This is a genomic window from Bacillus proteolyticus (assembly GCF_001884065.1).
Lineage (GTDB): Bacteria > Bacillota > Bacilli > Bacillales > Bacillaceae_G > Bacillus_A > Bacillus_A proteolyticus.
Genome location: NZ_MACH01000071.1, coordinates 1 through 13,230 on the forward strand (window position 1 = coordinate 1; position 13,230 = coordinate 13,230).

9 protein-coding genes, 2 pseudogenes and 1 riboswitch are annotated in these 13,230 nt (G+C 34.3%); of the genes and pseudogenes, 4 read left to right on the forward strand and 7 right to left on the reverse strand.

The window, feature by feature from the left end; genetic code table 11:
* The 4 genes from BAQ49_RS10795 to mmuP all read right to left on the reverse strand — a co-directional run.
* Positions 1-972, reverse strand: a 972-nt coding sequence (locus tag BAQ49_RS10795) for a sensor histidine kinase (RefSeq protein ID WP_071745318.1), incomplete at its 3' end; no start/stop codon positions are given.
* A complete protein-coding gene (locus BAQ49_RS10800; protein WP_016130537.1) occupies positions 972-1,676 on the reverse strand; it encodes a response regulator transcription factor in 705 nt (234 codons plus the stop codon). The genes BAQ49_RS10800 and BAQ49_RS10795, both read right to left, overlap by 1 nt.
* 752 nt (positions 1,677-2,428) lie before the next feature.
* Entirely contained in the window at positions 2,429-3,406 is a 978-nt protein-coding gene (mmuM, locus tag BAQ49_RS10805; protein ID WP_071745319.1) for a homocysteine S-methyltransferase, read from the reverse strand.
* Positions 3,381-4,790, reverse strand: a complete 1,410-nt coding sequence (gene mmuP, locus BAQ49_RS10810; protein ID WP_016130533.1) for an S-methylmethionine permease — start codon at positions 4,788-4,790, stop codon at positions 3,381-3,383. The genes mmuM and mmuP overlap by 26 nt, the downstream gene beginning before the upstream one ends.
* Before the next feature lie 83 nt (positions 4,791-4,873).
* Positions 4,874-4,981: riboswitch (SAM riboswitch) on the reverse strand.
* A gap of 152 nt (positions 4,982-5,133) precedes the next feature.
* Between mmuP and BAQ49_RS10815 the strand changes: the two are divergent.
* Positions 5,134-5,469 (forward strand): annotated as a pseudogene (locus BAQ49_RS10815) (IS4 family transposase); the annotation flags it as partial.
* A 174-nt stretch (positions 5,470-5,643) separates the two neighbouring features.
* Here the strand turns inward: BAQ49_RS10815 and BAQ49_RS10820 are convergent.
* Positions 5,644-6,174: a hypothetical protein gene (locus tag BAQ49_RS10820; protein ID WP_071745345.1), complete on the reverse strand. Its 531-nt coding sequence runs from the start codon at positions 6,172-6,174 to the stop codon at positions 5,644-5,646.
* Positions 6,175-6,433: 259 nt separating this feature from the next.
* On the opposite strand from BAQ49_RS10820, the gene BAQ49_RS10825 reads away from it, so the two are divergent.
* A complete protein-coding gene (locus tag BAQ49_RS10825; protein ID WP_071745320.1) occupies positions 6,434-7,195 on the forward strand; it encodes a glycosyltransferase family 2 protein in 762 nt (253 codons plus the stop codon).
* 495 nt (positions 7,196-7,690) lie between these two features.
* Here BAQ49_RS10825 and BAQ49_RS10835 read toward each other — a convergent pair whose 3' ends face one another.
* On the reverse strand, positions 7,691-9,244 hold the full coding sequence (locus BAQ49_RS10835) for a serine hydrolase domain-containing protein (protein WP_084667391.1): 1,554 nt from the start codon (positions 9,242-9,244) through the stop codon (positions 7,691-7,693).
* An 813-nt stretch (positions 9,245-10,057) separates the two neighbouring features.
* Here BAQ49_RS10835 and BAQ49_RS10840 point away from each other — a divergent pair.
* Positions 10,058-10,191 (forward strand): annotated as a pseudogene (locus BAQ49_RS10840) (IS6 family transposase); the annotation flags it as partial.
* Between the two features lie 376 nt (positions 10,192-10,567).
* Here BAQ49_RS10840 and BAQ49_RS10845 read toward each other — a convergent pair.
* Positions 10,568-11,449: a CPBP family intramembrane glutamic endopeptidase gene (locus BAQ49_RS10845; protein ID WP_071745321.1), complete on the reverse strand. Its 882-nt coding sequence runs from the start codon at positions 11,447-11,449 to the stop codon at positions 10,568-10,570.
* A 359-nt stretch (positions 11,450-11,808) separates the two neighbouring features.
* Here BAQ49_RS10845 and BAQ49_RS10850 point away from each other — a divergent pair, with 359 nt between their 5' ends.
* Entirely contained in the window at positions 11,809-13,134 is a 1,326-nt protein-coding gene (locus BAQ49_RS10850; RefSeq protein ID WP_071745322.1) for an erythromycin esterase family protein, read from the forward strand.
* The last annotated feature ends 96 nt before the right edge of the window (positions 13,135-13,230 follow it).

The following is a 13,230-nucleotide window of genomic DNA, read 5'->3' on the forward strand; positions in this document are numbered from 1 at the left end:
TGGGAATACGATTCTAACTTTTGTTCCCTTACCTACTTCAGATTCTAGCTCAATCTTATGATTTAATTTTTCACATACTTCTTTAACAAGATATAATCCCATTCCCGTAGACTCTTTAAATTTCCTACCATTTTCTCCAGTATAAAATGGATTGAAAACACGCGGTAAATCAGCAGTAGGAATGCCCACTCCATAATCTCTTACTTCCAAAATAATTGCTCGTCCTTTTGAATACGCCGATACTATTACTTTCTCTTTCTTACTTGATGAATATTTAATTGCATTTGACAGCACTTGATTGAGTATAAATCGAAACCATTTCTTATCTGTTTCTACAATAAGACTCGGATCTACCTTTACCTCTGGATACACATAACTACGTATAAACAGACGTTTATTTTCATGAATAACAGAATCAATCATTCCTAATATTCGCAATCTGTCTACATGAAAATCCTGTTCAAATGTTTCTAAACGAGCAACATATAAGACCGTTTCCAATCCTTTTTTGATTCTTTCCGTTTCTTCATTAATACTGTCAAATCGAGAGTCATCTGCATCTTGTGTAATTAACTCAATAACAGAAAGAGGTGTTTTCATTTGATGAACCCATTGATTCATAAAAGTCATTTGTTCTTGTTGTTTTCGTTCCCATTTTTTTAATTGGTTTTGATAATATTGATATTGAGTTTGTAGTAATTTATCTAAGGCCATTGATAATGGAGTCAAATCACTATCTTTTATTGACTCATTTAAAGTTTCCATTGGTGTTGATAGACGCTTGTAGAATGAACGATGACTATAATAACGATATATTAGATAACCTATTAATAAAAAAACACCCAAAAATACAGAATATAATGCTGTCAAAATATGTGGATAACCATCAAACCAATATATAAAAAGAATGATAAACAATTGGACAAATGTATAACAAATGAGTGGAATATGTTCTTCTAAAAATAATTTCATTATTCCTTTCCTTCTTTCTCCCAAGTAGCATGCAAACGATATCCAGCACCACGAACTGTTTCCAGTGCGTTTTCAATACCTAAATCTTGCAACTTCCTTCTAATTCTCCCTATATTTACACTCAATGTATTCTCGTCTATATATGAACTATCCCATAGTTGTTCTAAAATCACTTCACGTTTTACAAGGAGTGGAGACTTTGTTATCAATATTTCCAATAAAGATGTTTCTTTTCTAGTAAGTATAATTGTCTTATCTTCTAGTTGAAGTTCCATTCTTTCTGGGAACAGGAATAATCCTGATTGCTCAACTATTCGTTCTTTTACTTTAGGAGCATATTCACCGTATGCTCTTCTGAGTTGACTACGGATTTTAGACATTACAACTTCATAATAAAAAGGTTTCGTAATGTAGTCATCACCACCATTTTCTAAAGCCATAACTTGATCCATTTCTCCACTCCTTGCAGATAGAAATATAATTGGACAAGTAGAAATAGCTCGTATTTGGCGGCACCAATAATAGCCGTCAAAATTAGGCAGATTTACATCTAATAGCACTAAATCTGGTTTAATCTTTTGAAATGTAGCTAAGATATTTTCAAAATCCTCTATCATAACACTTTGATATCCGTATTTTTTAATATGAGTTCCCAGTAATTCAGCGATTTTTGTATCATCTTCTACAATCATGATTGTATTCATATTGTACTCTCCTCTAATTTAAGTGTGATTTTTAAAGTTTGTTTGGCTTTTTATATTTAATTTTTAAGTTAATTTATTTAAAAGAAATAATATCTTACATACGCCCTAAAATGCAATTAATATCAAATAAAGCTTACATCTGTTGTTTTTTAATAATAAAAATTTTAAGAGTAAATGGGTTGGGCTTTTTCAAAATATAGATAAGTTTTATTAATAAAATGAATTGATATTAGTAAGGGTATTTGAATAGGTAATAACTCAATATATCCATTAATATTTTTTATTATAATGTCACACATTTTATAAGGTAAAAAGGAAAGGATAGATGAACAGGAGAGTATACCTGTTTACATCTATCCTTTTTTACAACAATATGACCACATTTACTACTACAACAAGGATTTTTACCACAACAAATTTTCATATAGTTATTGAACTATTTTTTGAATAACTAAATTAACCTCTTCGTTAACTTTAATTACGAATAAATGGTCCCCTTCACCTTCAATTGGATCAACTACATCTTCATTAAAAGATTCAGCATGTTGTCTACCATATCTATTAAACTAGCGGTTTTTATTTTCCCTGATTCCTTTCCATACCTAAGGTACCCAAAAGTCCACTGGATTCCCGAGGCTACCATCTACATTTGTGTCTCTGAAAAGACATTTTGTGCCAATAGACGTAACTGTAGATTCCTGAACAAGCAAAATCATGAAAATACACACAAAGATAGATTATCATCCATTACATTACTGTTTTGCTTCGTTCGAATAGAAAAACTCGGAAGAACGCCACTTGTTCGATATCTCCTCAATGTGATAAGGTGTCGTTCTGCAGCATCCACCTATTAAACGTGCACCTGCTTGGTACCATTCTTCGGATTGAATATCCAACCCGTTACATTGTTCATGACCATGCCATGTTTTTGATTCTGGATTATAAGTTTCACCCGAGTTCGGATAAACAATAATCGGTTTTTCGGTGTTTGCCTTCAACTCTTGGATTGCACCAGTCACAACGGTTACTGGCGCACAATTGATGCCTATCGCTACAATTTGTTCACTTTTCTCAAAAACTCGTGCACACTCCACGAGTTTCATACCTTCACTAATCTCTTTCTCATTTTTTAGCGAAAAGGAAAGCCAAGCATATGTTTCTGGAAACTCACGCAATAATGTATCTAATACTCTTGCTTCTTGCAGGGAAGGGATCGTTTCAAATGCCAATAGATCTGCACCTGCTTCGATTAACGCTGACATTCTCGAACGGTGAAAGTCTGCTAATGTTTTATCTGTCACACCATAGTTGCCTACATACTCTGAGCCATCTGCAAGGTAAGCCCCGTACGGACCAACTGATGCAACAACCAATGGTTTAGGCCTATTCGTTTGCGTATTTTCCTTCCAAAAATCATCTCTTGCCCTTCTTGCAAGTAACACCGTTTTCTTAATTAATTCCAAAGCTTCCTGTTCTAGTATTCCATACGCGGAAAAACCACTAATAGTAGCTTGATAGCTTGCTGTTATGGCACAGTCCGCTCCAGCACGAAAATAGTCCGAATGAACCTGATAAATTAGTTCCGGATTTTCTAGTAACACACGTGCCGACCAAAGGGGATCGTCCAAATTACATCCATGCGCCTCCAATTCTGTAGCTAATGCTCCGTCAAGAAGCATAATGGAATGTTGGGATAAAATAGCATCAATTGGGTTGATTTTGTTCGACATAATCTACGCCCCTCTTTTTTAGATTTTTTGTTAGATAATAACTTCCATAGCAAAACAAAATAAACGGTATGCCGCAATATAAGGCAATTCTCTGTGTTGGATCGAATGCAATTCCAATACACGATGCTAGACAAAGGATAAAAGAAGCAATTGGTACTAATGGATATAGTGGTGTGCGATAAATCAAGTCCTTTTCAGAATTTCCTTCTTTCAAAAATTGTCTGCGAAATAGGAACTGGGAAGCACTAATACTCATCCAAACTACAACTACTGCTAGACCGGAAATGGAAACAAGTACGATATAGATAGTATCTGGTGCCACAATACTTGAGAGCAATGCCAAAGCTCCACCCACCATGCTGAAAATGACGGCGTTGATTGGAACACCTTGCTTCGTCATTTTTCCAAAAATCGGGGATATCGTATTCTTATTAGCAAGCGACCAAAGCATTCTAGAAGAGGCATAAAGGCCTGAGTTTGCCGCAGATAAAATGGCTGTTAAGATAACGAAATTCATTATGTCAGCTGAATATGGCACCCCAATTCGTTCTAGAACTGCAACAAAAGGGCTCTCTAATACCCCTGCATCGGAAATAGGCAATAACGCAGATAAAACAACAATCGTTCCTACAAAAAAGATGATCAATCTCCACAGAGTAGTTCGAATGGCCTTCGGTATCATTTTTTCCGGGTTCGCTGTTTCTCCAGCTGCAATGCCTATTAATTCTGTTCCCGAAAAAGCAAAATTAACCGCAAGCATGGTCATTATAATGGCCGTAGCACCATGAGGAAATAAACCTCCACTTGTAAAATTAGAAAAGAATGGTGCTGCTTTTGAATGAGTCATCGGAAGAAACCCTAGCATTGCCGCTACTCCTAAAACAATAAAGATCACAATAGCTATAACCTTTATCGATGAAAACCAAAATTCGGATTCGGCGAAAAATTTAACAGTCAGGACATTTAATACAAAGATCAAAATGGCAAAAAGAGCACTCCATACCCAAACATCAATCGATGGAAACCATCGCTTCATAAGTAATCCTGCGGCTGTAAATTCAGAACCTAAAGCAACAGTCCAAGTTAACCAATACAACCAGGCTACTGTATACCCTGTACCCGGTCCAATGTATTTAACTGCATAACTATGAAATGCGCCCGTTTCAGGCATATGTACAGAAAGCTCTCCTAAACATAGCATAACTAAATAAACCACTAGCGCACCAATCAGATAGGATAGAATTGTTCCAAACGGGCCAGCTTGTTGAATAGTGTAACCCGGGCTTAAGAATAAGCCAGTTCCAATCACCCCACCAAGTGATAGCATGACTATATGACGTGCTTGCATTTTCCTTTGAAATTCTTGCCCATTTTTGTTCTCCATTTCTACTCTCCTTTAGTTACTATCCAGAAAAAACAAAAACGCACTCTAAAAAAGAGGGCGCTACTGACAAATAAAAACGGAAGCTCTCATCTATCAGGATTATCACCCGCTGGAATTAGCACAGTGTCTACTTAAGCAGACCTGTTGCTGAGGTTTCATAAGGCCAGTCCCTCCACCTCTCTGGATAAGAAATATTTTTTTATAACCTTATCAATCCATTCAATAACTGTCAAGATAATTCTGTTTTTTTGAAATTTTATCTATTATAGAAATACAAAAAATAGAGTATTTCTATAACTGCAACCCACTCCTTCTTGGGTATTATTTAAAAATCGAACATACAAAACAGGAGAGATTAGAGTGCCAGCTATATGGAAAGCTAATCGCTATTTTCCTGTGCTCCTCTACGATGTTTAAAATGCGCTAACTTCTTTTACAAAAAAAGAAACAAGAATTAAGTGAATATAAAGCAATTGGAATGATTAAAGATCATTTACACATTTTATATCGAACCATACAGCAAAACACCCAAGAAATAACAAAGATTCTAATCCGCCTGTTCCACTTACTCCAGAAGAATGGCCGGAAATCTCATCGATACGAGAAGAAAACAGTCTTTGATATTTTAGGTGTTGTCTATGAGCATAATGGTTTGAGAAAACAAAAGAAAGCTGCATAATTTTTAAAAACGATACCTATCTAGATTTATTTGGTATGCTCATTTTTAAGGACACAAAATATTTTAAGAGTTTTTTCGTTTATACGAACGAAAGTTCATTGTGTTTCCACTCTTAAGTTGATGGGCATGTATGGTGACCCCTATTAAGAAAAAAATGCAATTATTTTTCTTTCTTTAATCGCATTCTTCTATTTGATCGCCTTCTTCACCTGTGTTTACTGCCGAACTATCCGTTCCGCCTCCCACTGCATGTTGCTGTTTGGTGTTAGAACTTTCGATGGCAGCGTTTGTTCCCGCTGCACTGTCATCTCCACCACCACTTGCCACTTGAGTAGCACTAGCCTGTTTCTCACGGGTTCTATTAATTTGATTATTGATGATGAGTACAACTTCTGCTTCTTCATCCGAAGTTTCTTTTTTCATTTTTTGTGGCTCAATCTGATCCCCACTAATTCCTTTATTTATCGCTTCGCCTCCAGCGCCCACCGTTTCTTGCTGTCGGGTATTCGATGAATCGATTGCTGCATTACTTCCTGCTACACTATTTTGTCCGGCTCCACTGGAAATTTGTGTTGTATTCGGTGCAAATGTAATCTGATTATTAATGACAATGACAATTTTTCGTCTATCATCAAGATTTCCCAAATTAATTTCTTGCCCATCTTTTTTTACAAATCGAAACGTGATTTTTCCATTGTTTCCAATTTCCTCCCCCCTTTGTAATATTAAATGACAAAAGAATGATAATGGATTGGACAAGGCTATTTTTTTAACTATGTGCACCCCTCCCACAATGAAGGATGTATTCCTATGACTACTTTCCATATAGAAGTGAATGTTATTTTTCTAAAGCCATTCCAAAGTAAACTTTTAAATAATAGTTTACTTTCAGTTTCTATAATACAACCCAATAAATGTTAATATATATAATAGATAATCACTTTATAAAACAAGGGGGAATATTATGACTGAAACAAACGAATCTTCAGGAGCCAATTTTAAAAAAGATGTAAAGTTTTCTATTATAATCCCTGCACACAATGAAGAAAAGTACATTAGAAAATGTTTGGATTCAATTGCAAAGGCATCAGAGGCATATAAAGATCAAACTGAAGTCATAGTTGTTTTAAATCGTTGTACAGATAAAACAGAGGAAATAGCAAAGTCTTATAACTGTATTACATTAAAAAATAACGATAAAAACTTATCCAAAATCCGGAATGCCGGGGCCCAAATAGCTAGTGGAGAAATAATCATTACTATAGACGCTGATACCCAAATGACAGAGTCTATGTTGTCTAATGTAGATAAATATTTAGCTTCAGATAAATACATTGGCGGTGGGGTAACTGGGAAGTTTGAAAGAATATCTTTAGGAATATTCGTTTCCGCAATGTTAATAATAATCCCCTTACTTTTTAAATATGGAGCTATATCTGTAGGGATTTTTTGGTGCTATAGAAAAGACTTTATGGCAATCAACGGATTTAATGAAAACATGCTTATGGCAGAAGATGCAGATTTCGCTAAACGGTTAAAAAAATGGGGAAAGCAAAATAATAAGAAATTCGGTACCATTAAAAACGGAATGATAACTTCATGCAGAAGATTTGATAAATATGGAGACTGGGCTTTACTTAAAAATCCAAAAGTAATCTTAGCCTACCTAAAAGGAAAAGATAAAAAATATGCAGATAAAACATATTATGATAACCAGGAAAGATAACTGTGAAAATCCCTAAACAAATCATCATCAAAAGTATACATTCAGGATGCTGATTTATCTCTTTTCTTTAAAGACGATAATACAAAGAAATATAAAACAGCTAGTATTATTCCAAAAAGAGCATTCCATACTAAGTCAAGTACCATAAAAACAAATGAAAACAATATACCTAATGAAATTACGCCAAATATCGCATAAATAAATAGTTGAACTAAATGAAATTTTTTTAGGAGAATTCAGTTTACTTAAGACCTTTTTTGTAAACCAATCAATAATGAAACTGGTGTGAAAAGAAAATAAAGTTATTTAATTTTTAAACCCAAAACAAGCATAACCCCGTTCTAAATTTAGGACGGGGTTAAAATTTAGTTGTTTAATTTTCGATATAAGATACTTCACTGTACTCAAAATATAACAATAAAATCGTTTAAAAATCTATGGCTCATTCAACAATAGCACCCTTTATTGGAATAAAATCAATCACGATTTTTCAGCTTATGCATCGAAAGTATTTTTCTTTAATGTTAGTGTTACTTTACCTAATTTAACGACTCCCACAATTATAAAAAGCAAAGGTATTAAAAATAAGAGATGCCCTATTCCTGGAGCAAATAATGTTACCGTAGACAAAGGACCAAATAATTTAGGAAATCCAATTAAAATAATCAATGGCAGCAGCCAGTTAAATATTAATATAGACAACCCATTTAGAATCCTACGGAATGTTGTTACTTTACGATTTTTAGGTTTGAAAATTCTGTAAGCTGAACAAACAATTAAAGCAACTATTGCCAGTAAAATCAAATCAATAATTACATATTTCATAAATGGATTGCTATCAGATATAGAAGGTTCTTCATTATGTACCAGCTTGTTTATCCCGCTTATGATGGCATCATATTCATTAAGATTAAGATAATCCATTGAATTGATCTGCAAGCTGATGCCATACTCCCCATCTAACACAACTTTTGAGTATGTATTTTCTGTCCATCCATTATGGGAGATTCCTTCATTATTCACTTCCCATCCCATTGCATAGTAGGTATCATTCCCCATGAGTGCTGATGGATGATGCATTGTGGTCATTGCACTCGCTGATAAAATACTTCTTCCTTTGAATTCTCCCTGATTCAATTGTACGATCATGTAATTTGCCATATCTTCCGCACTGGAAATAAGGTAACCTGAAGAAACAGTTCCTTCATGGATTAATTGCTTTGTCGGCACCTTTAATCCAAATACAGTTTGGTATCCAGTCGCAATTGCATTGTTTGTATCATCTTTTGGGTTAACATAACTATTGTTCATTTCAAGCGGCTTGAATATGAATTCATTGATATACTCTTTATACGATTTATTCGTAACCTCCTCGATGACTAAACCTAAAATGTTATAATTTAAATTCGAGTATTGGTATTGTTCGCCCACAGAATATGTCAATTCTGTATTTGCCAAGCTTTTAATATGTTCTTTTAATGTTTTATCCCCTTGTGATATAGATACTTGACCATCATTTGTAGAAAGACCGCTTGTATGATTCAGTAAATGTTGAATAGTGATTTTTTCAGATGCTTCTTCATCTGAAATTTGAAACCAAGGTATGTAGGATTGCACCGGTTCTTCTAGGGAGATTTTCCCTTGTTCCACTAACTGCATAATGGCAAGGGCCGTGAACGATTTAGTAGTCGAACCAAGAACGATCGGCGTTTGCGATGTCATTTTTGTCCCATCTGGATTTGAAACACCATATCCTTGTATATATTCCGCTTGATCTCCCTTTACGATAGCCAATGATGCACCAGGAATGTTCAGTCTCTCTATCTCATTTGTCATAAACTGATCAATCTTAGAAATATCAAAACTACCATTTGTAGATTCGTTATCGTTTGCAAATACAACTCCGTTAACACTTATCATTAGCATTAGTATGGCGATTACGAACATTTTGCCTATTGCAAATTGACTTTTCCTCATAACCTGTTTTTCTCTGATTTTATTCCCGCATGTAGAACATTTAACTTTTTCTTGCTTAACAAAGTTTATCATTTCAGTCTCCTTGTCTACCTTGTTATCTGAATACCTACAGCGATACAAACTACTTATATTTTCAACCAAAAAAATTAATTGCAATTTTAGATTAAGACAATCCTTCACAAATTCTACACTAATATTAACATAAATATCCAATTAGATTCGCGATTTTTATTCCATTAAATGGCCGGATTGTTGAATAACATGACTTGCGTTTTTTAAACGACTTTATTGTAAATTAAACAACTTTATTATCTCTGTACAGCAGCCTGGATGTTAATAGGACTTCTCATGTAACTACATAATTAGTAACCCCCCGAATAAAACTCAATATTCTGTCAATAATGTATACAACCCATTTCTTAACCATATTCCATGATTGGAGCAGTTAGCTTTTGCTAGCTGCTCTTTTATTTATGAAAAAGTAAGATTCTTTATAATGACTCTTCTTTATTTCTCAATATAAAGATCATTGGATTTTCGCTAACAATTCCGTTATTGGTACAATTAACGTGGGTATCGAACCTGTTGGTATAGATATTACACCAGATGGAACTCTTATTTACGTTGTAAATAAAACAAATGTTTACATAGACAGAACATAGATTTTATATAGACATGTACAATTTTTGTTCATGTTTTTAATTGAAACATACAAATAAAATGGTGATAAGTAATTATCTTTATCATTGAATAATTTTTATTCCGGCACCTATACTAGGTGCTCTTTTTGGTTCTGGTGCAAAAACTTCAAAATATCTAAAAAAAGTCTTTCAGACTTGGACATACTGATACTATTACTCTAAAAAAGGATGTGATTGGTATGGAAAAGCAAAATCTATTCTTTCAGAAATAGAAGCGATGCATATCATTAAAAAAGGCCAACTTATTTTACGGGACAAGTCTGTCCAAAATGAAATGAAGTGAAGTTTATTCATCAACTATTCGGAATGTCTGCATAAGAATAGATTCCATTAGGAATCAATATACATCTTTCAAATAAATACAATCTTTGCACCAGAACCCTTTCGAGGATAGCCATGGGTAATGGCATATGCCCATCATTCGAAGAAAGGCAAATATCCCAAATTAAAATACCCTCTTTCAAAATATCGAATGGGGGTATTTTATAGCGGCTTAGTTAATATTGACTTGTAACATTTTGATCTTTCTATATAATAAACACTAAAATTCTTTCTAGTTAATTATATCTTTGAATAACAACAGCATTCCATAGTACCTCTTTTGGAAGTGAAAAAATTATGCTACATGGTATTAAAGAAAATAATCAAAATACAACTATTTACACATAAACTGATTAATTGTTTACAAACAAAATCAATGTTTAGTAAATCTTATTATTCGTGACACAATTATTGCAGTTATTAAGATAATAAGAGCGGTTATCAAGCCGGACTCTCCAATCCAAATCTCAGATTGATGTCCTGTACTTGCACGCGCGAAAGGTCCTTGAATAATGGCATTCCAAGTAGTATGGATGATAACCGAAGGCCAAATGCTACCTGTTAAAAGTCGTAGATAAGCAGTAATATAACTGAATGGTACAATACAAAAATAGATGCCAAGTACAGAGAGAAAGATAGATGTTCCCTCTACGTATAATCCAGCAATAACAATTGGGACATGCCACGTTGCCCAAATCAATCCACTAATAAGGATGGGACGTGAAAATTCCGCATCGACTAGCCTTGTGAGCATATACCCCCGCCAACCCATTTCTTCCCCCATAACTGGGATTAAGTTAAGCAAGCTTCCTAAAACGCCGCTCAATACTACTAGATAAATGAAACTGAATGGTGCCGGTAAATACTGAAGTCCAAGTATATTGTAGATTGGTTCTAACATACCACCTTCGGGATGCTGAAACCTCGCAATTCCGCTCAACCAGGCGATAGAATAAGTAATTCCACATATTATCATAGGTATTAACAGAGCAAGACCAATCCCCTTCCATATCTTTAAGTTACCGAGACTAAAAGATACATCTTTAAACCCTTCTTTCAGTATTATGCGAGTCAAAATAGAAGAAAATGCTGGGGTAAACATATATACCACAATAAGCGGCATACTTTTAGTAATTATTACTACTACATTTAGGATAATAGAAGTAATGATTAAGATACTCAGAAAGAGTTGAAGTCCTATTTTAGCACGTTGGATTTTATCTTTATTGTGGAACGATTTTGCGTGTAATATCATTGTAATCCGCCCTTCCCCTTTAATTCACTTGTTTATCGAATTTACTTCTTGTCATTTCCACAGACACAATTTAGAATAAAAATATTTTGACATACAGATCATTCATCTTTAAAATCCCTCCCAAACTCATAATCTAGTCTTACTTGCGACTCATCAATGTAATTATTATTTATAAGTTGTCATAGCCGTTAGTACAAAAGTGTAATGATTAACCTATGACTTGTGTCAATTTAACCTTATGACAATATGTAACTAGAAAATATGATATGGAATAGATAACAATTGAATTAAGGCAAAGGATTCGTGCAAGTACATGAATCAATCTTGCTTATAAAAATAATTCAATTGAGGTGGCAAAGATGAATAAGAAAAGGATAATTGCAATGGTTAGTACAGCTTTATTAGTCACAGGATGTGTGGAAGTAGGAAACGCTCAAACGGTAGCAGTCGAAAATTCAGGTCAATCAATCCAAAAAAATATAATTAAATCAATACAATCACAAGCTTACCCATTAAAAACGATAGAGCCATCAAAAACATTTGAGGATTTAAAACCACTTAAGAAAATGATTGGGAGCGCACAATATGTAGCATTAGGAGAGAATACTCATGGAAGCTCTGAAATTTTCACTATGAAGTTTCGACTTGTGAAATATTTGGTTACTGAGATGGGTTTTACAAATTTCACAATGGAAGAAGATTGGGGAAACGGCTTAAAGCTAAATGAATATATCCAAACAGGAAAAGGAAACCCTAGGGAATTTTTAAACTTTTTATATCCTACTGATGAAATTATAGCCATGATTGAGTGGATGAAAGATTATAATGCTGATCCATCCAATAAAAAAAAGATCCAATTTATTGGGCTCGACTTAAAGGAGTTGGACCAAGGTTGCTTTAATAAAGTAATTGATTATGTAAGGCTGCATCGACCAGATTTGCTGGCAGAAGTAGAAGAAAATTATAAAGAATTGTCGGCTTTTAATGGAAGTACACAGGAATATATGGACCTTGCTCCTGAAATAAAAGAAAAGTTCAAAGCAAACGCTGAGAGAGTAGCTCGATTACTAAAAGATGAGAATAAGCAAGCCAACACAGAAATAGTTTCACCCGAGTACATCTGGGCGAAAGCAACGGCAAGTGCAATAGAGAAATTTACCACAATGCTAATTCCTAACGACTATCCAAGTATGTTAAAGCTACATGAGCAATACTTGGCCGATCATGCAATGTGGGCACAAGAGACATTGGGTGGTAAAACAATGGTATGGGGACACAATATTCATATAGCTAAAGGAATTATCGATGAGAAATTATACCCTTATGTTGCGGGGCAATTTTTGAAGGAACGTTTAGACAATAATTATGTCACAATTGGCAGTACAACTACGGAGGGGAATTTCACCTTATACAACGCCACTGGAGATAAGATTACAACGGATCTGATTCCACAAGATATAAATAGTTTCAATTATACCCTCGGAAAAGTACCATATAAAATGTTTTTATTGGATAACCGTCACCTTAAAGGACCAGCAGAGAAATGGGTTAAAGCAAAAAGACCATTACTAAGTATAGGGGCACGACTCTTACCGAACGAATCGGCATACTTTGATAAGTCATTGCTTGAGCAATTTGATATTATTTTTCACATTCGAAAAACAAGTCCATCTCATATTAAATAAAAGTACAAAACAATCCCTTCTTGCATCTGCAAGAACGGGATTATTTTATGGAGATTAATATAAGCATCTTTTTTAACCAGAAGTAGGTTACTCTCC

What these genes read in the sequence shown, in the direction of transcription:
- BAQ49_RS10800 (WP_016130537.1), bottom strand. Translation starts at nt 1,676, where the DNA reads ATGAATACAATCATGATTGTAGAAGATGATACAAAAATCGCTGAATTA.
- mmuM (WP_071745319.1), bottom strand. Translation starts at nt 3,406, where the DNA reads ATGTCGAACAAAATCAACCCAATTGATGCTATTTTATCCCAACATTCC.
- mmuP (WP_016130533.1), bottom strand. Translation starts at nt 4,790, where the DNA reads ATGGAGAACAAAAATGGGCAAGAATTTCAAAGGAAAATGCAAGCACGT.
- BAQ49_RS10825 (WP_071745320.1), top strand. Translation starts at nt 6,434, where the DNA reads ATGACTGAAACAAACGAATCTTCAGGAGCCAATTTTAAAAAAGATGTA.
- BAQ49_RS10835 (WP_084667391.1), bottom strand. Translation starts at nt 9,244, where the DNA reads ATGATAAACTTTGTTAAGCAAGAAAAAGTTAAATGTTCTACATGCGGG.
- BAQ49_RS10845 (WP_071745321.1), bottom strand. Translation starts at nt 11,449, where the DNA reads ATGATATTACACGCAAAATCGTTCCACAATAAAGATAAAATCCAACGT.
- BAQ49_RS10850 (WP_071745322.1), top strand. Translation starts at nt 11,809, where the DNA reads ATGAATAAGAAAAGGATAATTGCAATGGTTAGTACAGCTTTATTAGTC.